The 21,511-nt window shown below is 34.9% G+C and carries 21 protein-coding genes and 1 pseudogene; 19 read left to right on the top strand and 3 right to left on the bottom strand.

Going from position 1 to position 21,511, the window contains the following annotated elements:
* The first annotated feature begins 244 nt into the window (after positions 1-244).
* The 4 genes from G3O09_RS21370 to G3O09_RS21355 all read left to right on the top strand — a co-directional run bounded on the left by G3O09_RS21370 (position 245) and on the right by G3O09_RS21355 (position 3,805).
* The gene (locus G3O09_RS21370) at positions 245-940 is read left to right on the top strand and encodes a response regulator transcription factor (protein WP_163103462.1); all 696 of its coding nucleotides are present in this window, start codon (positions 245-247) and stop codon (positions 938-940) included.
* Positions 941-943: 3 nt separating this feature from the next.
* Positions 944-1,879 carry a sensor histidine kinase gene (locus tag G3O09_RS21365; protein WP_163103461.1) on the top strand — a complete coding sequence of 312 codons (936 nt, stop codon included), beginning with the start codon at positions 944-946 and terminating at the stop codon, positions 1,877-1,879.
* Positions 1,880-2,205: 326 nt separating this feature from the next.
* Entirely contained in the window at positions 2,206-3,129 is a 924-nt protein-coding gene (locus G3O09_RS21360; RefSeq protein WP_163103460.1) for an ABC transporter ATP-binding protein, read from the top strand.
* Positions 3,122-3,805: an ABC transporter permease gene (locus tag G3O09_RS21355; RefSeq protein ID WP_163103459.1), complete on the top strand. Its 684-nt coding sequence runs from the start codon at positions 3,122-3,124 to the stop codon at positions 3,803-3,805. The genes G3O09_RS21360 and G3O09_RS21355 overlap by 8 nt, the downstream gene beginning before the upstream one ends.
* A 564-nt stretch (positions 3,806-4,369) precedes the next feature.
* Here G3O09_RS21355 and G3O09_RS21350 read toward each other — a convergent pair.
* A complete protein-coding gene (locus G3O09_RS21350; protein ID WP_163103458.1) occupies positions 4,370-4,843 on the bottom strand; it encodes a DinB family protein in 474 nt (157 codons plus the stop codon).
* A 183-nt stretch (positions 4,844-5,026) separates the two neighbouring features.
* Between G3O09_RS21350 and G3O09_RS21345 the strand changes: the two genes are divergently transcribed.
* Positions 5,027-5,308: a hypothetical protein gene (locus G3O09_RS21345; RefSeq protein WP_163103457.1), complete on the top strand. Its 282-nt coding sequence runs from the start codon at positions 5,027-5,029 to the stop codon at positions 5,306-5,308.
* Between the two features lie 330 nt (positions 5,309-5,638).
* Here G3O09_RS21345 and G3O09_RS21340 read toward each other — a convergent pair whose 3' ends face one another.
* Together G3O09_RS21340 and G3O09_RS21335 are read right to left on the bottom strand one after the other, a co-directional pair.
* Entirely contained in the window at positions 5,639-5,851 is a 213-nt protein-coding gene (locus G3O09_RS21340) for a hypothetical protein (protein ID WP_163103456.1), read from the bottom strand.
* A gap of 237 nt (positions 5,852-6,088) precedes the next feature.
* The gene (locus G3O09_RS21335) at positions 6,089-7,093 is read right to left on the bottom strand and encodes a DUF3231 family protein (RefSeq protein WP_163103455.1); all 1,005 of its coding nucleotides are present in this window, start codon (positions 7,091-7,093) and stop codon (positions 6,089-6,091) included.
* A 685-nt stretch (positions 7,094-7,778) separates the two neighbouring features.
* Between G3O09_RS21335 and G3O09_RS21330 the strand changes: the two genes are divergently transcribed.
* The 14 genes and pseudogenes from G3O09_RS21330 (at position 7,779) to G3O09_RS21265 (ending at position 21,398) form a co-directional block, all read left to right on the top strand.
* On the top strand, positions 7,779-9,242 hold the full coding sequence (locus tag G3O09_RS21330) for a flavin monoamine oxidase family protein (RefSeq protein WP_163103454.1): 1,464 nt from the start codon (positions 7,779-7,781) through the stop codon (positions 9,240-9,242).
* Between the two features lie 321 nt (positions 9,243-9,563).
* Positions 9,564-9,963: pseudogene (locus G3O09_RS21325) on the top strand (NUDIX hydrolase).
* A 277-nt stretch (positions 9,964-10,240) separates the two neighbouring features.
* On the top strand, positions 10,241-11,431 hold the full coding sequence (locus G3O09_RS21320; protein ID WP_240338528.1) for a glycoside hydrolase family 18 protein: 1,191 nt from the start codon (positions 10,241-10,243) through the stop codon (positions 11,429-11,431).
* A 535-nt stretch (positions 11,432-11,966) separates the two neighbouring features.
* Positions 11,967-12,674, top strand: a complete 708-nt coding sequence (locus tag G3O09_RS21315; RefSeq protein WP_163103453.1) for a GntR family transcriptional regulator — start codon at positions 11,967-11,969, stop codon at positions 12,672-12,674.
* Between the two features lie 139 nt (positions 12,675-12,813).
* Positions 12,814-13,389: a hypothetical protein gene (locus tag G3O09_RS21310; RefSeq protein WP_163103452.1), complete on the top strand. Its 576-nt coding sequence runs from the start codon at positions 12,814-12,816 to the stop codon at positions 13,387-13,389.
* Between the two features lie 173 nt (positions 13,390-13,562).
* Entirely contained in the window at positions 13,563-14,345 is a 783-nt protein-coding gene (locus tag G3O09_RS21305; RefSeq protein WP_163103451.1) for an energy-coupling factor transporter transmembrane component T family protein, read from the top strand.
* A complete protein-coding gene (locus G3O09_RS21300; RefSeq protein ID WP_163103450.1) occupies positions 14,345-15,193 on the top strand; it encodes an energy-coupling factor ABC transporter ATP-binding protein in 849 nt (282 codons plus the stop codon). Before G3O09_RS21305 ends, G3O09_RS21300 begins: the two co-directional genes overlap by 1 nt.
* Entirely contained in the window at positions 15,194-16,021 is an 828-nt protein-coding gene (locus tag G3O09_RS21295) for an energy-coupling factor ABC transporter ATP-binding protein (RefSeq protein ID WP_163103449.1), read from the top strand.
* A gap of 50 nt (positions 16,022-16,071) precedes the next feature.
* Positions 16,072-16,839 (top strand): BtpA/SgcQ family protein, encoded by a 768-nt coding sequence (locus G3O09_RS21290; protein WP_163103448.1) that lies wholly within the window; start codon positions 16,072-16,074, stop codon positions 16,837-16,839.
* 132 nt (positions 16,840-16,971) lie between these two features.
* On the top strand, positions 16,972-17,943 hold the full coding sequence (locus tag G3O09_RS21285; RefSeq protein WP_163103447.1) for a carbohydrate kinase family protein: 972 nt from the start codon (positions 16,972-16,974) through the stop codon (positions 17,941-17,943).
* Positions 17,944-18,174: 231 nt separating this feature from the next.
* Positions 18,175-18,798: a TetR/AcrR family transcriptional regulator gene (locus G3O09_RS21280; protein ID WP_163103446.1), complete on the top strand. Its 624-nt coding sequence runs from the start codon at positions 18,175-18,177 to the stop codon at positions 18,796-18,798.
* 71 nt (positions 18,799-18,869) lie between these two features.
* Positions 18,870-19,754 (top strand): ABC transporter ATP-binding protein, encoded by an 885-nt coding sequence (locus tag G3O09_RS21275; protein WP_163103445.1) that lies wholly within the window; start codon positions 18,870-18,872, stop codon positions 19,752-19,754.
* Positions 19,755-19,760: 6 nt separating this feature from the next.
* Entirely contained in the window at positions 19,761-20,558 is a 798-nt protein-coding gene (locus G3O09_RS21270; RefSeq protein WP_163103444.1) for an ABC transporter permease subunit, read from the top strand.
* Positions 20,559-20,600: 42 nt separating this feature from the next.
* Complete coding sequence (locus tag G3O09_RS21265; protein WP_163103443.1) at positions 20,601-21,398, top strand: ABC transporter permease subunit; 798 nt, start codon at positions 20,601-20,603, stop codon at positions 21,396-21,398.
* The last annotated feature ends 113 nt before the right edge of the window (positions 21,399-21,511 follow it).

Below are 21,511 nucleotides of genomic sequence, written 5' to 3'. Positions count from 1 at the left end.
AGACATAAAAAAACCCCCAAATAGACTTAAATTGATTTTACCACGAGGGATAAAAGTCAGTTTCTTTTTAGAGTCTACTTTAGGGGTACTATAGCATTTAGGCAGCTTTTCTTTTTCGACTAAGAGGTCAGCAAGACTGACATCCACATCATAGGAAGGTTGGACAAAGGAAATTGATAGCATTATGGTATTGATTATTTAAATTTTTTTCCAATTTATTATTCATGATTGGATGTGAAAAAGTATGCAAAAAAGTATCCTGCTTGTTGAAGATGACATAGAAATTAGCCAATTAATTATGAATTCGCTTGTGAAAGAGAATTTTAAAGTATTCCCCGTATTCGATGGTGATGAGGCATTATCGCGTTTTGATGACATGCAACCTGATTTACTTTTACTGGATTTAATGCTTCCCAAACTAAGTGGCATGGAAGTATTAAAACGAATAAGAGAAAAAAGCATGATTCCTGTTCTAATTATTTCAGCAAAAGGTAGTGACCTAGAAAAAGCGTTGGGTCTCGGTTTCGGTGCTGATGATTATATTAGTAAGCCATTTTCCATGATTGAACTAACAGCTAGGGTCCATGCTGCTATTCGTAGATCTACACAATACCTTCCACCTGAAAAAAGCTCTATTCCTAAATTTCTTCATTATAAGGACTTCACCCTTGACTTACATTTATTTACTGCACAGGTTAGAGGCAAAACTGTTCAGCTCACATTAAAGGAATTTGATATTTTAAAATTGTTTATGACTAATCAAAGTAGAGTGTTCACAAAGGAACAAATCTATCATTTTATTTGGGAAGATGATTATTATGGAAATGAAAATGTAATAAACGTACATATAAGAAGGCTTCGGGAAAAAATTGAAGAGAATCCTTCCAATCCACAGTATATTAAAACCATCTGGGGAATTGGATATAAATTAGGTGAATGACTCATGGTTTCCGTACTATGGATATTGATTTTCATTTTAATCATTATTAATGTATTACAATATCGATCACGAATGAGGATCAAACAAACCTTACATGAGATGAGTGGCAAATTAGCTGATATTATGAAAAATAGGACATCTGAAAAAATATTATTACAAACAGATCAACACGCCCTTCAGCTTTTACTCATTCAAATTAATCGTCTATTGGATTATAACCAAAAGGTCATTGCGGATTATGCAAAAACAAAAGAAAGTTTAAAGAAAATGATATCAAATATGTCCCATGATTTGAAAACTCCACTAACTGTTATATTAGGGTATGTAGAAAAATTGAAAATGGATGAACAGATAACTGAGGAAGAAAAAACGATGGTTAGTATACGTCTGCATGAAAAAGTATTAAATCTAATCTCGCTACTTAACCAATTTTTTGACCTTGTAAAAATCGAATCAGAAGATTATTTGATTCCTTTGAATAAAATTTGTCTCAACGAAATATGTAGAAAAAATGTATTGGAATTTTATGATTTACTGGTAGCAAAAGGTTTCCGTGTAGAGATTGATATTCCAGAACAGCATTTATACATTTTGGGGAATGAGGATGCATTAAATCGGATATTTGGTAATCTAATCTCGAATTCTATCCGTTATGGCAGCGATGGAGGAGTTTTTGGTCTAGCACTCAGAGAAAGTGATGGAAAGATTACTGTTGAGATATGGGATAAAGGAAAAGGGATTGCGGAGATCCATCAAGATCGAGTATTTGAACGATTATATACATTAGATGATGCAAGAAATCCACAATTTCAAGGAAGTGGTCTAGGTCTTAGTATTTCTAAACGGTTAATTGAATCCATGAAAGGGTCCATTCATTTATATAGTAAGCCTTTTGAAAAGACCACCTTTACTTGTATCTTTAAACAGATAACATATTAATCTTCTCGAAAGAGGTGTTCTTGTGAAATGGAACAGCTCTTTTTTTTTAACTTAGCTCTGTTAAAGCTTATTGTTGATTTTTCCACTAAGGTGTTTGGAGTGGAAGGCAATCGACTCCTGCGGGAGCAGCGGGATAGGTAAGACCCCACAGTTGCGGTATCGCCGAGGAGGCTCACCGGCCGCCCCGCGGAAAGCGAGTGCCTGGAACGGAAATCAACAACATTGTTTAAAAAGGCCTTAAACTTAAGAAACATGTAAGGATTGAGAAATAAAAAAGATAAGAACTCTGTTTATGATAGAAGTATAAGAAAGCAGGGGGGATAACGATGGAATATATTATTCGTACAGATGGATTAACAAAAAAAGTAAAAGGTAGAGTGCTCGTATCAAATGTAAATCTGCATATAAAAAAGGGAGAAATATATGGATTCCTTGGCCAAAATGGAGCAGGGAAAACAACAATCATGAAGATGCTTACAGGATTAATAAGTCCTACATCTGGAGAGATTGCTTTATTTAATCAAAAGCTTACTGAAACATCAAAAGCTTGTTTAAAACGGGTCGGAAGTATTATTGAATATCCGATCTTCTTTGAACATTTAACAGCTATGGAGAATCTTCAGCTTCACTGTGAATATTTAGGGTTCTATGATCAAAAAGCCATTATTCAGGCTTTGGATTTGGTTCAATTAACAGGAATTGAAGAAAAGATTGTAAAAGACTTTTCACTTGGTATGAAGCAACGACTTGGAATAGCGCGAGCAATCATTACAAAGCCTGAACTGATTATTTTAGATGAACCTACAAATGGACTTGATCCAATTGGAATAAAAGATATGAGAGAATTGATTCGGATGTTAAATAGGGAATATGGGATTACGTTTCTTCTATCCAGTCATATTTTAGGGGAAATCGAACAGGTAGCTGACAGAATTGGTGTCATAAAGGATGGGAAACTTGTCAATGAAGTGACGTTAGCCGATATTAGTAAACAACGAACGGAGTATATCGAAATTGTCACAAAGGATGCTCAAAAATCCGTATATTTACTTGATTCTGAACTTCAAATTTCTAACATTAAAATTATCAAAGAAAATCGAATTCGCATTTATGATCTTACTTTGCCTCAAAGTGAAATTTCAAAAACATTGATTCTACATGGTATTGAAGTTGAGGAAATTCAAAAGCATATTAGTTCATTAGAAGACTATTTTTATCAACAAATTCATGGAGGTGGTAAAGTTGGTTAAATTGATGAAGCTTGAATGGAAGAAATTAAAACAAAAAGTGGTTATTAGTGAAATAATGATATATGTAGGAATTCTAATGTTTTTGCCAACATTTTTTATTAAAATGGTCAGTCAAGATTTTGGTGATAGCTATTCACAAATCATACAACTTATTTTATCCATGCATATGGGATTTGTTCTTTTTGGGGCATCTCTTATTAATCAGGTTGTAATTGATGAATTTAAAAATAGAACGATCTCTCTTTCCTACGGATATCCAATAAGCCGAAAAAAATTAGTGACGGCAAAAGTTCTTTTTATCGCCATTTTTGTTTTCTGTTGTACGATAGTCTCCTTTTTACTGACCGGAATAACAACCTATTTACTAGATCAGATCTTTCATATTATTAATGGGCAGCCAACTATTGTGGATGTAACAACGTTTTTTAGAAAGATGATTGGTCATACCTTCATGATTACACTGATTAGTTTAATCCCACTATACTTCTTCGGTATATGGAAAAGAGCAACAGTACCGGCAGTCCTTTGTGCGATATTTCTAATGCAATTTCAAAACTTCTTCTACCTTCTGAATATTGATCTTAATCCTGAAATCGTGAAAGTAGGACTTTGTCTCATTGGAGCTGCAAGTGTCTATCTTTCAATAAAATTGGTTGATAAAGTTGGGGATCTCTAGGTAGGGGTTTACTCTGATAAAGTAAGTGAAGTATAAGCAAGCCTTGATTCCAAAACTGTGGAATTTTCTGATCGTAATTATTTTTTATACAAAACGTGGAATTTCCCGACTAAAATAATCATAAAAGTCCAAAAAAATGTAAATTGAACAGCAAAGATTGTAGAGGAAATGCCTATTCTCTACAGTCTTTTTTTCTTTTTTATGAAAAATGTTTATTGGATTGAAAAGTGAAGGGAATACAGAAAGTAAGATGGATAAGTTCCTTTATGGATGAATAAGTGGATCGAAAAGTGGAAATAAATCAGTTTTTCAATAAAAGTGAAGGGTAAATTTTGAAAAGGGAAAGGTAAATCTATTGAAAGTGAAGGATTACCAAGGTGAAGTGCATGAAAAAAATGCGAGAGCGAAGGGTATATTAGAGGTTTTCATTAGGGTTCCAAACCTAGTAGACAATTATCTAAAGACAAAATAAGAACGGACTACTGAATTTTTGAGTAGCACTTTTTAGAATAGAGATAAAAAAGACGATTTGAAAACTGATAGAATTCAAATCGCCTTTCTTCATTAATTAGACCTGATTGATTTATAAATATGCTTAATGGTATCCATATGTAAAGCCTCATGGTAAAAACTAAACAAAAAGGTCTCACCCACGGTATGAAACGTTATGCCCGCACGGTTCGTAAAGGGTGTTGGAAGTTTTTCATGGAAACGTCCTGGAAGGAATACTTTAATTCTGGAACTTTGTTCAGTCAGGACGGCTTCAATCTCTTCCAACGATGGAGGAGTTTCATTCCATTCACTTGGCTTGGTCCCACCTGCAAATAATTCTTCATAATTCTTAGGAAGCTTCATCTCTTCATTAAGTGATCCAAATACGAGTTTTTCTTGTACGAAGGCAATATGACCACAGTTCCAGCGAATGTTATTATTTAACCCATTTGGGACGATATCCGCAATCTTCTCAGGGATTTTCTTAATCGATTTTAAAGTGATTTGACGAACTGTATCCATATGTTGAAAAATAGTTTGTTCCACCCAAATCCACCCCTTCATTTAATTTTCCTCGATAAAAGATTCTGGAAAAAAATCCTTTTTCCTTCTTTTAAATTATTCTCTTATATGACAAACCAGTCTTTTAGTTAAACAAGAAAGAAGTAAATTCATAAATGGTTAATGACGAAATTTACATATACTATTAACTATTAAGGAGATGAATAAATGGAAGAAGATTTTTATTTCTCAAAAAAACAATGTATAAGTGGTTTGATGATGCCGAAAAGTATAGCTGGTTTGATAATGAAAAGAGGTGATGTTTCACTTGCTAAGATTAATGGTGTGTGGGAAAAGTACACAGAATCCGTACCAAGAGGAAGAAAACCTTTATCAAATCATGATGATCTAGTTTGGATTGGCGGCGGCAGAGATGTGGAGATTGAACGGAAGCAACTTTCACAAGAACAGATTGAAGCTCTGATTATAGAAATGAAAAATAATCATTAATTCAACGTACAATAATACTTTAATATAGAAGAACAGATAATTGGAAAACTAATGGGTGCATAAGTAGAAGATCCAGCTGCCATGCTTGGCGGCTTTTTCTTAATGCACAAAAGATACAGGTTAGTTGAATGTGAAGAAACAAAGGTTGAATTAGTTGAGGTTTTTCTATAGGGAAATTTAAGTATTGGAGTGCCAAAGGTTACTAAGAGATGACCTAATTACTGTTAGGGTTTTATTGAACCAGGGGCAAAGTAAGGAGGTTGTGACAACGGGATTGATAAATTAAATACTTTGATGACCGTTGTGTTTCACCCACAATAAAGCACCCGATTATTCGGATGCATACTTAATTATACCTTGTAAATAAACTGAGTGTTCTCGTAGAATAAATTCTCTTAACTTGATTTTTCCTTCACTTACTAATTCTTCAACCAATTCTTCAATCTTTTTTACGTCTTCATTTGTAGCCTTAGGAATCTCTGTTGAAAACAAATTACCTCGACTGGCATAGTGTAGTTTTTTTAATAATACAACTTTATTCATTGGGTCATCCCCTTTGTTTATTATTTTCGACATAAAGGAGGTTTTTTCCTTTGAATAAATATTATTTTCTCAAGTTTTCTTATTTAGTTGACTGAGTGGAAGAGTTGAACAAAGCATGTACTTATGGAACTATAGGGGGCATGATACTTGAATAGGGAAATAATGATTTTACAATGGAATAATCTATTAGATTTAGAAGCTAAATTATTAATACACCCCTCTCAAGAGGGGTGTATTTTATTGATCTTGTGCAGTTTCTTTTCTGTTTGGAGCAAGCGGTGGCTGTTCTAACCACTTGTTTTTCATCATAATATCAAACCATCTTTTGGTTACTACAAGATTTTTTAGAATGGCTGTTTCATAAGCTGCTACAAGGTCTGTTCGCATAGCTGATGCTAGACCTGTTCCATGATATATTTGTGCAGTTTGAGCCAAAAAGCCAATATGGTACATCAGTAATTTATCCGAAAAGGGAGAGGTTTTAGCCGTTGTAATCTCTGATTCCCACGACATTGGAATTGGCAAATTATCCTTGTGCAAAATTTTCGAAAAAGCTTGTATTTGTTTATCAGACGTTTTTTCAGAGTCCTCCAAGAACTCTCTTAACTCTTTTGATTTAGTGACTTGACTGAATCCGATAGAAAGGGCCTTAGCCATTATACTCTTTTTAAGGTTAAAAGAAATACTTATGATTTCAGTCGCAGATAATAGTCTACCTTTTCCGAAGAATCCATCAGTAAAATCTGGGGAAGAAATAAATTCAGGGCTATCGTTAGGATAGAAATAGGGGTCTCTTTGGAATTTTCCTTTTTCTAGCAATAACTCAATGGTCAAATGGTACATTTTTTTCGCATCATTATCACATGAATCGTAAAAATCCCGAAGATCTCTTCTGACAGAAACACTTAATGCAGTTGAGTGACCTAACAAACCATGTAAAGTCATTATATGCAAATAATTTAAGCAGAATGTGTCAGAAAACAATCTCTCTGCACTTTTATTAAGGTCGGACTCAGTAAATCCTATGGGAACAGGAAATCCCTCTTTCTCAATAAAGTAAACAAGCTGTTTCTTTTGCTTTTCGAAGATCTTAATGGCTTCTTCAAAAACTATTTTTATTGATTCGTCTTCAATAATAGAAAACATATACTTATTTACAATATCAGCCATTGTACCGTTTACATACTCTCCCCAAAGTGTTCCTATTTCGGAGGATGTAAGTTTTAAATTATCCTTTTCCATTTTTTCACCTCTTGATTATTATCACTAATTCATCCAATAAATATGAATAGTTAGAGTAAATATGGAAAAAAATCCAGAAAGTTATAGAGAAATCAAATACTTTAGTTAAGGATTTTTATTAAACAAAAATTGTGTGAATGATGGATTATTGTTATTCTGGATTCGGAATTCTTTTTTATATTTGAAATAGAGACTTTTTGCTGTAAATATGAATCACTTCTTGAACTACGGGGGCTAGAGCTGAATAACAGAGCTGTTATGCAGCTCTTATTTTTTGTTCTGATCCTGGGGCTTTGAATGGGAGAATACTATAAAGACACATTTCCAAAGTATAATGAAAAACTTAGCTCTTATAACATAGTATATATTATCTCTACTTATCAGAGTTTTTAATAGACCCTAAAAGATAATGTAAAATCCCTTTAGATTTCCTCGTACCCAGAGGGGGTTAATGAACTTATATTAATAGGAGTATCAATTACAAAGGGCGATAATCCAGAAGGATAATCGCTCTTTTATTTTGAAAATAATTAAATGCTTCGATAGAGGATACAGGCAGGTTCGTTGAATTAGTATTTGCTTTTAAACCTTGATTATGAAATAAATCCAAGTTAAAATTCTATTTCAACTTACAATCGAATAACAATTAATTGATAGTTATTTTTTGTAAGAAGAGGTGATAACTATGATTCAAAAATTACTACTTTCAAAGGATCAAATGATTTACATAATCCAAAATGGGTTACAAAAAACGAATTCACCTAAGAATGTAACCGTTATAGGTGCAGGGATATCAGGTTTAGTTGCTGCATCACTCTTAAAAGAAGCTGGACATCACGTTACCATCATAGAAGCAAATAACAGAATAGGTGGGAGAATTTACACAAAAAGGGAACCTTTTATTAATGATCAATATATAGATCTTGGTGCAATGCGTATACCTTCAATTCACTATTTAGTTATGGAATATATAAAAAAATTTGATATACAAGTAAATGAATTTATTAATAGCACCCCTAATGATCTGATTTTTATCAATAATGTATTAACAAATGAAAAAAATTATGAAATAAACCCAGACCAATTAATGTTTAAAGTCTACCCAAGTGAAAAAGGAAAAACTGCAACAGAGTTACTATTATTAGCAGTTGGTCCAGTTATTGATTTTATAAACCAAGATCCTGAAAAAAATTGGGATATAGTTATTAATATGTATGATCATTATTCAATGGCTAACTTTTTAAAATATAACCCTGTGGGTGTATCCTTATCAGCTGAAGCAATCGATATGATTGAAACGATGGTCGGATTAGAAGGGTTTTCTGAACTTGCATTTACTGCAATATTAAGAGAAGTTTTAGTACTCCTTACAAAGAACCTAAAATTTTATGAAATTTCAGGGGGTACTGATCATCTTATTAATGGATTTTTACCACAACTAAAAGACGATATTATTACGAATCAAAGAGTAAAAAAAATTATGCAACAAGAATCAAACGTAACAATCTATACAGAAAATCAAATACTTAATACTGAGCATCAACTTACAAGCGACTTTGTTATCTCAACAATTCCTTTTACTTTATTGAATTTCGTAGATTTACTTCCTTTTGAGTCTATTTCATATGACAAGAGGAAAGTTATTAGAAAGATACATTATGCAAATTCAACCAAAATAGGACTTCAATTTAAAACTAGATTTTGGGAAAAGTATGGGTTATATGGTGGGAAAATAACAACCGATTTACCAATCAAGTTTGCATATTTTCCAAGTCATGGTCAAGAGGCATCGGACAGTACAGGGATTATGTTAGCTAGCTACACATGGGAAGACGATTCTAGTATCTGGGATAATATGACACAAGCAGAACGGATAAAAATTGCTTTGAATGATCTCTCATATATATTTGGAGATCAAGTGTTTTCAGAGTTTTTAATTGGATATTCACATAATTGGTCGGAGTTTCCTTATTATGGAGGAGCATTTGTCATGTTTAAACCCGACCAAATAAAAGAATTAGGTCAATATATTAGTACACCAGAAGGGAGAATTCATTTCGCAGGATCACATTCATCTACTACACCAGGTTGGATACAAGGCGCAATTGAAGCAGGAGTTAGAACAGCGTATGAAGTTAATAATAGATAAGCTTTAAATAGTAAAAGAATTAGAGTATCTAATCGAAGTTGCTAAAACGGTGTCATTGAGGATTACGAGGAATTGACCCTTCAATATGGTTGGATCATGTCCAGTAAAAAGCATTTTTCAAATATGCTTAGAGATGATATTGAGATATTAAAAGAAGAACTAAATAATAAATAAATATCCGTTGAGGGATTAAAGTGTCAGGTGCCAAAGGTTGTTTGGTGTCTGGCACCTTTTATTACGAAAGGGCAGGTTAATTCGAAAACATTTTTGTTATAATTTTAGAAAATTAAACTTTAAAAACCTTTGGAGTGATAGAAAGAAATGATAAGGGTAGATGTAGTGTACGCATTTATATATAAAGAAGATGAAAAAAAAGTCTTAATGGTTAATAACCAAGGGCAGGGATGGACTTTACCAGGTGGTAAAGTTGAACAAGGGGAAACATTAAAACAGGCTATGATTCGTGAAGCAAAAGAAGAAACGGGTAAGATTGTGGCGGTTAATGAATCCTTTTTTAAGGAAAAAGGAAAAAGGACATCACACCATATTTATAACATTTAAAGCTAAAATCATAGATGGTGAATATGCAATTCAAGATAGAGAAGAAATCTCAGAAATAAAATGGGTTGATTTGCATACAGCAAATGAGTTAATGCCTTATCATCCTGGTGGAGTAGAAAGTTTACTTAAATCCTCTTCTCCATATTTATTTCAAGAATAGTTTCGTTACTTTTTTTGAACTAAAGAGGATATCACCTTGAAGACTTTATCGTGGTCTTCAAGTTTTTTGTTTTATCCACTGCATAGATCAGTAAAGGATTCCAATTCGCTATCAGCAATGAAAAAATGAACATATAATTCGAATTGATTCCTTATAAAAATATTGAAGAAATTAGGATTCAAAAAATCAATACCAATACCAATATAGTAGTATAGGTTTATATTACCACCTCTCACACTAGTCGTTTTTTGTTACTATTTTAGGAGACTACTAGATTATGAGAGGAATGCTGATCATGATAAAGAACCGTTTCCTCCTCCTTATGATTGCTGTGCTTATTTTCGTAGGAGGGTTTTATACAGGGGGATTATATTCATCCCATAAATCAAAGCAAGAACGTATGAATCAATCAATAGAAGCTAGAGTAGCACCTAAATCGATAAAAAAACTAGTTCCGAAGATAATGCCAAAGGTAGAAAAGGCACCATCCAAAGTGCTAATCGGCTATGTCCAGGATTTTCGAGATCCTGCTACAGTTGATTATTCCAAGCTGACTCATGTGATTTTTTCATTCGCTCATCCAACGAATGATGGCCGTTTATTATTAAATGGAGACCAAGCAAAGACTAACCTACGATCCATGGTCAAAAGGGCACATCAGCAAAAAACGAAAGCGATTCTAGCAATAGGTGGATGGTATCACATCAATGGTGGGGAATCGTATAAATATTTCAAGAGCGCTATCTCGAATCCTTCATCCCGAACTAGATTAATCAATGAACTCACTAAGATAGCAGACCAAGAAAAACTAGACGGAATCGACATCGATTTCGAACATCCAAAATCAAAGGAAGATGCGAAAAATCTAGCTGCTTTCACAAAAGGATTAGGTGAAAAGCTGCATGCTAAAAAGAAAGAGCTTTCCATCGCGGTCTATTCTAAGATCCATAGTGTCACAGGAACGGAAGTAGGTTATGTCGTATTCGAACCACAGATGTTCAACTACGTCGACCATGTCAACATCATGGCCTACGATGGTCAATGGGACGGAAGCTACAATGCAGCGAATCTTTCACCCTATCCATTTACTGAAAATGTGGTGAATTACTGGTCACAGTTGTTTGATCAAAACAACATTTCCAAACAAAAGCTCGTTTTAGGCGTGCCATTCTATGCCCAGCCTGAAAACGTGAACATCAAGCAAGTCTCGTATGCAGCGATTGTGAAAAACAATCCTGCTAACTCTAAAAAGGACATCGTTGCCATGAATGGAACGACCTATCATTATAACGGTGTGCCAACCATGCAGAAGAAGACTAAGCTTGCACTGAATAATGGTTTTGGTGGAATGATGATATGGGAATTGGGCCATGACGCAAGTGGTGCGATGAGTATGTCTGGGGTGCTTTCTCAGGAGTTGAGGAAGGTAGATAAAAATGAGAAGCTCTATGTTTATAAAAATGAATGAGGTAGTTTAATAAATTGATCTACAGTATGTCATGTGAAGTGTAGATCGCAAATCATATTAATGAAAGGCAACTAACCCTCTGGGCGTTGCCTTTTTTCGTTTCTTGTAACGGATTAATTAAGCTGTAAATACGGATGACACCTTCTAGATTGCAAAAATATTTGATAGGGTTCAATAGAAAGAAAGACAACCTAGTGAAAATGAATTAGTATAAAAAAATTTATTAATATAATTTAGATCTTCCACATTCGGACCAGATTGATTATAGATTATATAGCTATTGTTATAACATTAAGCTAGCTGAACCATACCTTAGGTAAATAACTAGATCATTGCAGTTATGAAGCTGAATTCCCGTACTAGAATCCTCCGAAACTCTTTCCTTAAATAGAATGGGCATTGTTTCAGCAAGACTAACAAATAGTCAGAATTATAAAATAAGTTTAAAAATTGATTGACGAAATAAAAGGTGTTTTGTTAAAATCAACTTGTACACATAAGTGGATAACTGTTTAACTACAAGGGGGGTCAACTGTTGCTGGATAAAAATGATTATATTCCTCTATATGTCCAATTGTATCGACATCTACGAGAACAGATATTAAACGGGGAATACAAGCAAGGGGAATTCATACCTTCTGAGACAGAAGTTATGAAAACGTTTCAAACGACAAGAGGAACTGTAAGAAATGCCATTTCTTTATTGGTTAATGATGGTTTGGTCCAACAAGTGCGTGGGAAAGGAACTCTCGTTCTGTTGAGGCCATTAAAGTACAGTATTACAAATTTCGGTGGATTTACGGATTATTTAAATATCCGGAATGAAGTGGGTGTTTCAAAAGTATTAGAGCAATGTATCGTGTTATTGGAAGGGAAAAGTTTCTATAAATTGGTTCGAGCTAGAGGGGTCAAAAAAGAAGACACCACTACTTATCTAATGATAGATACTTCATTACTCCCGGTCAGCTTATTTCCTGGGCTGGATCAATATGACTTTGAAAAAGAGTCTCTCTATCAAATACTTAGAGAAAAATATCAAATTTTTCCGAAACGCACAGAAATTGCCCTTTCACCTGTATCCATTGATGAGCAGACGAGGGAAATATTGCAGGTTCATGAAGATGAACATGCGCTATTGAAGGCGGAAGGAAGTATTTTTGACCAAAATAACATAGAAATTGAGAGAGTAAAGATCATTTATGCTCCAAATCTTGAATTTAATATTATGACCGAACTAAATTAATCATTATTTTCTATTATTTTAAATTTGGTAAAAAAGTAACCTAGTAAACAGATATTTCCCCGTGATGAAAGATGACATCATAGAAACCGTAATCAAGGGTCGGATATGTCTGTAATGAATAGACAAGGAGGAAGAATTAATGAAAAATTCGTTTAAATTGACCGTTTTTTTAATTCCTATCGGTATTGCAGTCAACTTTATCGGAGGTCAGATTGTTTTATTGTTAAAGCTCCCATTGTATCTTGATTCAATCGGTACAATTGTTGTAGGTGCCCTTTGTGGCGGAATTCCAGGTGCGGTTGTAGGTGCCATTACAAATTTAACGATTTCAATAACTAATCCAACCACACTGGCTTATATATGGCTAAATATCCTATTCGGGCTACTAGCTGGTTTCTTAGCGAAACGGGGAATCTTTAAAAGTTTATGGAAAACCATTGTTGCGTCAATAGGATTTGCCGTTATTGGAGGCGGACTAGGTGCAACAATTACGATTCTAATGTTTGGGGGACTAGGTGCAGGTACAACAGGAATGATTACTGGCATGCTGATGACAATGGGTTTTTCAGTCGAGGCAGGTGCGTTTATGTCCGAGCTGTTTGCTGATTTGTTAGACAAAATACCAACGCTTTTTATTGTTTATCTCATTCTTAAGAGTATTCCAATGAGAACTTTAGTGAAGCTTCCGCAAGGTGGAATTTTCATTAACAAATAATAGTGGGATCATGGATTCCATCATTACGGGCAGTTATCCCCGCTTCATTAATTAGATGAAGTCCATAGGGTGGTAACTGCCCCTTCAAAGTCTTATAGGTGAACTAATCTATGGGGGAATGAAGAAAACTCCTACAGCTAGTCTCACTTTTTCTTTTGGAAGGAGAGATACATATGGATTATGAATTTATCTATTCATTTAAAAAACCACAGCTAACAGGCAATTGGTTTTTGGATCTTAATCCATTAACCAAGTTAAATATCGTTATTGCAATTGCCATTGTTTCAATCATTTCGAAAAATTGGCTAGTGAGCGTTAGTATCATTGCATTTTATTTTCTTTTAGCTGCCCTTGCTGGTCGTATAAAACCTTTTGCCAAGCTGTATCTAAAATTAGGTTTGTTAATTGGTTCTTTGCTGTTCATTATGAGAGCAATGTTTGTCCCTGGAGAGACTCCATTATATCAGTTTTGGCTATTTACGATTACGCAAGAGGGGATCAATCAGGGTATTTGGTTTTCAACATTAGTCGTTTCGATATGTGGTTCGATTGTATTATATAGTCTTGTCACAAGGGCTAAGGATTTAATGTATGCCCTCGAAAAACTAGGTGCACCACACTCTACGTCTTATATTATTCTAGCTTCCTTCCAGTCGATTATTGATCTTGGGGATAGGGCAAAGCTTATTATGGATTCACAGAGAGCAAGAGGGATTGAAACTGAAGGATCGATCTTACAGCGAGTTAAAGCTTTTATGCCGATAATGGGGCCGCTTGTTTTAGGAGCCATTACTAGTACGGAAGAAAAAGCGATTGCAATGGATGCAAGAGCATTTTCCGCACCTGCAAAAAATACGCATATGAGTGAACTTCGAAATGTTCCTGTTTGGGAGAAAACTCTTGTTGTATCAGTAAATCTTGCGCTTATTCTGTTTATCATTTGGAGGATATTTTAATGAATGGTATCGAACTAAAAAATGTTTCGTATAAATATCCTCTTAGTGAATCGTTTGCTCTCAAAGATTTTAATTTTACCTTTGAAAAAGGAAAGTTTTATGGAATTATCGGTTCAAATAGTGGAGGGAAAACCACCCTTTGTAACCTTGTCCGAGGACTTATTCCAAACTTTTACCAAGGTGATCTTACAGGAGAGGTTCTTATTGAGGGTACGGATGTTCGTGATTGGGACAGCCAATTATTATCCACAAAAATCGGCTATATTTTTCAAAATCCTTTTACTCAAATAAGTGGTGTGAAGGAGACTGTTTTAGAAGAAATTGCCTTAGGACTTGAAAACCTCAGTGTTGAAAAAGATGAGATGATTGACAGAGTGATCGACGTCGTAAAACTATTGAAAATTGAGGACTTAATCAAGAAAAATCCTAATAATCTATCAGGTGGCCAACGTCAAAGAGTCGCTTTTGCTTCTATTATTGCAATGAATAATGACATCCTTGTTATTGACGAACCTACTTCTCAGCTTGATCCGGAGACGACCTCCGATGTATTTGAGATTATTAATATGTTGAAAGCTCAGGGGAAAACGATTTTATTAGTGGAGCATAAAGTGGATTTAATTGCTGAGTATTCTGATGAGGTGATCGTCATGGAAAAAGGACAAATGGTCTATAGTGGGACACCTTCAGAGGTTTTTTCAAATACTGAATTATTGTCGAGGGGGGCAGCCTTTCCCCAAGTTGCACTGTTGAGTCATGAAATGAAGAGGCTACATAAGCCTTTTGAATATATAACGATTACCAAGTCACAAGCGAAAGAACAAATTATGAAGAGGATGGGATTGTAAATGGGAGCCATAGAGTTAAAAGATGTAACCTTTGCATACCCAAACGGTTATATTGCCAACGAAAATCTTCATCTCACCATAGAAAGTGGAGAAAGAGTAGCAATTGTCGGTCAGAATGGAGCAGGAAAGACAACTGCAGTAAAGCTTATGAATGGTTTGAATAAACCAACAAAAGGCGATGTTCTCGTTAATGGAATGAATACAAAAGAAAATACAACTGCTCGTATATCCGCTCAAGTGGGGTATGTGTTTCAAAATCCCGATGATCAAATATTTAATAGTAATGTAAAGAAAGAAATTGAATTCATGCTGCACTATCTAAAGCTTGACCAAAAAGAGATTGATCGTCGTGTCGATCGAGCTGTTGAATTAACAGGCATTAGAGATTATTTAGACATGAATCCATATGATGTTCCGTATTCAACGAGGAAGTTTATATCCGTTGCGGCTATTTTAGCAATTGAAACACCTTATCTTATTTTGGATGAACCGACTGCGGGGCAGGATTTGAATGGCATAAAAACACTTACAACTCTAATGGATGCTCTGAGGGATGAAGGAAAGAGTGTGATTACGATCACTCATGATATGGAGTTTGTTGCTGATCATTTTTCAAGAGTAGTAGCCATGGCTAATAAGCGGATCATTGCAGATGGTACTGCTAGAGAAATATTTTGGAATCAGGATGTTGTAAAACAAGCAAAGATAAAGAAGACTCAAATCGCTGAGCTAGCTCATGACCTAGGAATAGGTAGTGATGTCTTATTCAGAAATGAGCTTGTGGAATTATTAACGAATAAAGTTTTGTCAGTGAAAAAGAGTTTATAAATGAGGTTCATTTTAGATAAGGGTAAAAATCATTTTTGAGGTGGAAGTATATGTGTTCTGAAAAAAGTAGATTTCTAGAATTATTCAAAACGGAAAAGCCTATATTAGCAATGATTCATCTAAAAGGTGAAAGTAGCGAGGAAAAGCTGGCAATTGCTAAAACTGAAATAGATCGATTAATAGAAAATGGGATCGATGCTGTAATCATAGAAAACTATTTTGGCAGCCCAGAAGATGTGGAAGAAGTGCTGAAATATATTAGTAAAGAACGAAATCATATCATTTACGGCATCAATGTTCTTGACGACGACAAAAAAGCTTTTGAGCTCGCCATGAAATATGAGGCTAAGTTTATTCAGTTGGATTCGGTTGCAGGACACTTAAAGGTGGAAGATGATGCGGAATTTCATCATTTTATTCAAAACATGCGCCAACAAACCAATGCTTATGTCCTTGGAGGAGTCAGATTTAAATATCAGCCATATTTATCCGAAAGATCTTTAGAAGAAGACTTAAAAATCGGTATGAGCAGATGTGATGGGATCGTGGTGACAGGCAACGGGACAGGCATGGAAACGGATTTGGATAAAATTAAAGAGTTTCGCTCAATTATTGGTGATGATTTCCCATTGGTCGTTGGTGCGGGATTAACTGCTGAAAATTGTGATGCACAACTTGCTCTTGCTGATGCAGCAATTATAGGCAGCTATCTGAAGGATACTTATAAAGATGATGGGAACGTAAGTGTTGAACATGTGAAACATTTTATTAGCGAGTTAGAAAAATGCCGAGAAAAGGAAAAATGCAAAAGTAATTAAGCAGAGATATTTATTGAATGGGAATGGAGCAAACGGAAGTAGAAATCTTGTTTTTTCTTACGGCAAAAGCTAATCCTAAACTTAATATCTCTCATTTTTCCAAGGTGGGCAAAAGATCACGGAGGTTTATTTATGAATAAAGACTATTCATTTTTCGTTGGAGATGTTGCACTTGACGAATACTATAGAGCACCATACTGGCCAAATATCAGAGAAAAAGTACTTGTTGAGACATTGCCACCTCAAATGGGTGGAAGCATAGCCAATGCAGCTAGTGTGTATACTGCCTATAACGAATCTGTCTATTTTCTTTCACTGCTCAATAGTGGAAATATTACACAAATGCTATGTGAGGATTTACGAAAGCAAGGCATTGATACTAGCTATGTTTTATATGACGATACACTTCCGGATGCAAAAAATATTATTATCCTAGCGGAGGATGATCATACTTTATTTATACCTACTTTAGGTATACAGAAAATAGAGATTACTCCAGAGATTCTCGACGCCATGTGTCGAGCTAAGTATGTATACACTACAATAGTAGAAATTAGACCATTGCGCTGTGGTAATATGAATGCAATTGATATTATTAAAAAGATTAGAGAATCAGGTACAAAGATTGTTTGTGATCTTGATGTAGTTAACATCGAGGCAGGAGACGAAATTTTCTTTGAAGAAATGGATATTGCATTTTTCAATAAAGTTGGATTTGATGTGTATCGAAACGGAGCAACCTATGAGGAAGCAGTGTCACGCTTACTGAGCTATGGAACAGAAATAGTAGTTGTTACATTAGCTGAAGAAGGCTGTCTGGTTTACACGAAAGATCAGAAAATTCATGTACCCGGAATATCAGTTGATGTGGTCGATGTTACCGGCGCAGGTGATACCTTTTGTAGCTCCTTTATGTTTGCCATGAATAAATGCGATGATCTAAGAATGGTAGCCAATTTTGCCAATGCTGCCGCAGCTCGAGCTGTTACCATTTTGGGAGCTCGTGGAGGAGTTGCTTCAAGCCAAACCGTCCTTGAATTTATGAAGGAAAAAGGGATAGAAACGGGTAGTGAATATAATTATTCAAAACCTAAGAAAGTATAAATTAATTGAATAAGTAAGAGCGTGTTTTTGATTAATTATTTAATCAAAACACGCTCTTTTTTTGTTATCAATTTGTTCAACCATTACTCCAAAGCTACAAATAAAACCATTTATTTTTTTGTGAAAAATATAGCTTGACCACTATTGACCAGAGAGGTCAACGGGAGTACAATGTGATTGACCGATGTGGTCAAAGGGAATTTTAAGTTAAAAGAAAAGAGGGCTGCCCCTATGTTTTCAAAGTTTATGAACCTGGATAAGGAAAAACAAGACCGAATACTAAATGCTGCTATGAAGGAATTTGCCCTGAAGGGATATGATAATGCATCGACCAATGAAATCGTCAAGGAAGCAGAAATATCAAAAGGGTTGTTATTCCATTATTTCCAAAATAAAAAACAATTATTTTTATTCCTGTATGATCATACGATTGAAGTTCTGATGGAAAAAATTATGGAAAGAATTAATTGGGATGAAAAAGATATTTTTGTCCGTTATCGACAAATCAGCATGCTGAAAATTGAAATATATCAAGTTTATCCTGAAATGTTTAATTTCGTTAAGTCGATCTATAAAGACACCTCTCCTGCAGTGAAAATGGATATAGACCGCAAAGCGAAGGAATTGTTAGAAAGCTCCATGACTAAATTATTTTCTGATATTGATCTTTCTAAATTTAAGAAAGGGATAGATGTAAAAAAGGCCATCAACATTATTAATTGGACAGTGGAAGGATTCGCCTTTCAAATGCAAGAAAAAGCATTGTCTCTAGCCTGGGAGGATATCGATAACATGGAGATCATGGCAGAAATGGAAGAATACCTGGATATTCTAAGAAGCTCTTTATACGAATAATTAGATGTTCAATCCAATACAAAATTGGTCATTTCCAAACTGATTGAAGAGAAAAAGGGAGGGTATTTTAAATGAACGTAATAGAAATTAACAATCTAACCAAAACGTACGGCAAGGCAAGAGGAATTTCTGATATTAGTTTTAATGTGGAACAAGGTGAAATTTTCGGGTTTATTGGGCCAAATGGAGCTGGGAAGTCGACAACGATCCGCACACTATTATCCCTGATCTATCCAACGAGCGGCAGTGCCACGATTTTTGGGAAAGACTGTATTCAATTTGCTCCCGAGATAAAAAAGGAAATCGGCTACTTACCATCTGAAGTTTTTTACTATGACAATATGAAGGTAAAGGACCTATTAAAATACTCAGCCAGCTTTTATAAAAAGGATTGCAGCAAGAGAATCAAAGACTTGGCTGAAATTATGGACCTGGATCTTAATAAAAAAATCGATGATCTTTCTTTAGGAAACAAAAAGAAGGTCGGAATTGTTCAAGGGCTACTTCATGAGCCGAAGCTAATCATTCTTGATGAACCTACGAGTGGGCTCGATCCTCTGATGCAACAAAAATTCTTTGAATTGCTTGAGGAAGAAAATAAAAAAGGCGCTACCATACTATTTTCATCCCACATTTTAAGTGAGGTACAACGATTATGTAATCGGGTCGCCATTATCAAAGAGGGTAAAATTGTTACCGTTGAAAAAATTAGTACGTTACAAGAAAACACCTATAAAAAATTCAAAATTGAAACGAAATCACAGCCTGACCAAAATTATTTCAATTTGACGGGAGTAAATAATTTAGAGGTTAACAATAATGTAACCAGCTTTTTATTTAAAGGGAATATCAATACAGTGATGAAAAAAATCGCTGAAATGGAAATCGTGAATCTGTGGATTGAGGAGCCGGACCTTGAGGAGATCTTTATGCATTATTACGAAAAGGAGGCCTAGGAAACTATGAATATTTTTATGCATGAATTGAAGGCTTATCGTAAGTCTACGATCATATGGTCGCTTTCTTTAATTGCGATCATCGTCATTTTTATGTCGATGTATTCTTCATTTGCTAAGGATGCAGATGATTTTATTAAAATATTAGAAAGTTATCCGGAGGCGATAAGAAATGCACTCGGGTTTAATCAAGAAAATTTCTTTACTATTCTAGGGTTCTATAGCTTCCCATTATCATTTATTACTCTTTGCGCAGCGATCCAGGCAATGAATCTCGGCACATCTATTGTCAGCAAGGAAGTTCGTGAGAAAACGGCAGACTTTTTGCTAACGAAGCCTGTTACCCGTACTCAAATATTGACAGGCAAATTATTGGCAGCTTTAGTTTCTATCATCATTACCAATATGATTTATTTCGCAGCAGCAAGCTTAATTGCATTCCAAGTCAAGACAGAAGATTTTAGCTTAAAAATCTTCTTATTGCTTTCACTTACCATCTTTTTCATTCAACTGATATTCCTTGCTTTAGGAATTATCATTTCCGTTATGGTCCAAAAGATTAAATCCGTGCTAACCGTCTCTCTTGCTACCGTCTTTGCATTCTACTTTGTGGGAATGTTCAGTGATACGACAAATGATGAAGTGAAACGTTATTTTTCGCCTTTTAAATATTTCGACACCGCCTATATCATTAAACATTCCAGCTATGAAGCAGCATATTTGATGGTTGGTGCAGGAATCATTATTCTTGCCATTGCAACTAGTTATGTGGTCTATAACAAGAAGGATATCCATGCTGTTTAATGCTAGCTTTGCTTGTGGAAAGCTAAATGGAGGGGTTAGGTCATGAATATATTTTTAAAAGAATTGAAGTCTCATAGAAAATCGCTCATATTTTGGAGCATCGGTGTCTTCCTTATGGTAGCATCAGGAATGACTAAATATGAAGCGTATTCTTCATCGGGCCAATCAATTAATGATTTGATGGAAGATATCCCGAAATCACTGAGGGCTGTATTGGGTTTCAGTGATTTGGATTTAACTAAAGCTAGTGGCTACTATGGGATGCTATTTCTCTATTTACTTTTAATGGCTACCATTCATGCGGTAATGCTCGGAGCAACCATCATTGCCAAAGAAGAACGGGATAAAACATCTGAGTTTTTATTTGTAAAACCAGTATCTAGAAGTAAAATCATCACAGCTAAACTTTTGGCAGCCTTCACAAATATAGTGATCTTTAATATCGCAACCTTCGCTACGTCCATCATTCTTTTAGCGAAATACAGCAATGGTGAGGACGTTAATAGTGAAATTGCCATCCTAATGGCGGCAATGTTCATTATGCAGGTCTTGTTTATGGTAATCGGCAGCGCACTGGCTGCTGTAAAAAAGAAACCAAAAACGGCTGCATCAGTAGCTACTGGAATCCTATTACTTTCGTATCTGTTATCCATCGTTTTGGATTTGAACGAGAACATTAAAGGCTTACGGTATTTAACACCATTTAAATATTTTGAAGCGAAAAATGTAATGTATGGTGGCGGATTGGATGTAATCTTTGTAGTCATTTCAGTAATATTGATTCTATCACTTTTGGTTGTAACCTATGTTTTTTATAAAAAAAGAGATTTGAATGTATAGTTCAAGGACCGTATTTTGGTATTATCCCCTTTAAGTAGACAGTGTAAAAAGCCTATGATTTTATCATGGATGATGCACTACTACTTGGAGGGGATTTTTCTATGGCTGTAAAA

It is taken from the genome of Peribacillus alkalitolerans (assembly GCF_010882125.1).
Taxonomy (GTDB): domain Bacteria; phylum Bacillota; class Bacilli; order Bacillales; family DSM-1321; genus Bacillus_BN; species Bacillus_BN alkalitolerans.
The sequence above is the reverse complement of the archived record's forward strand: the minus strand, read 5'-3'. Positions and strand labels throughout refer to the sequence as shown.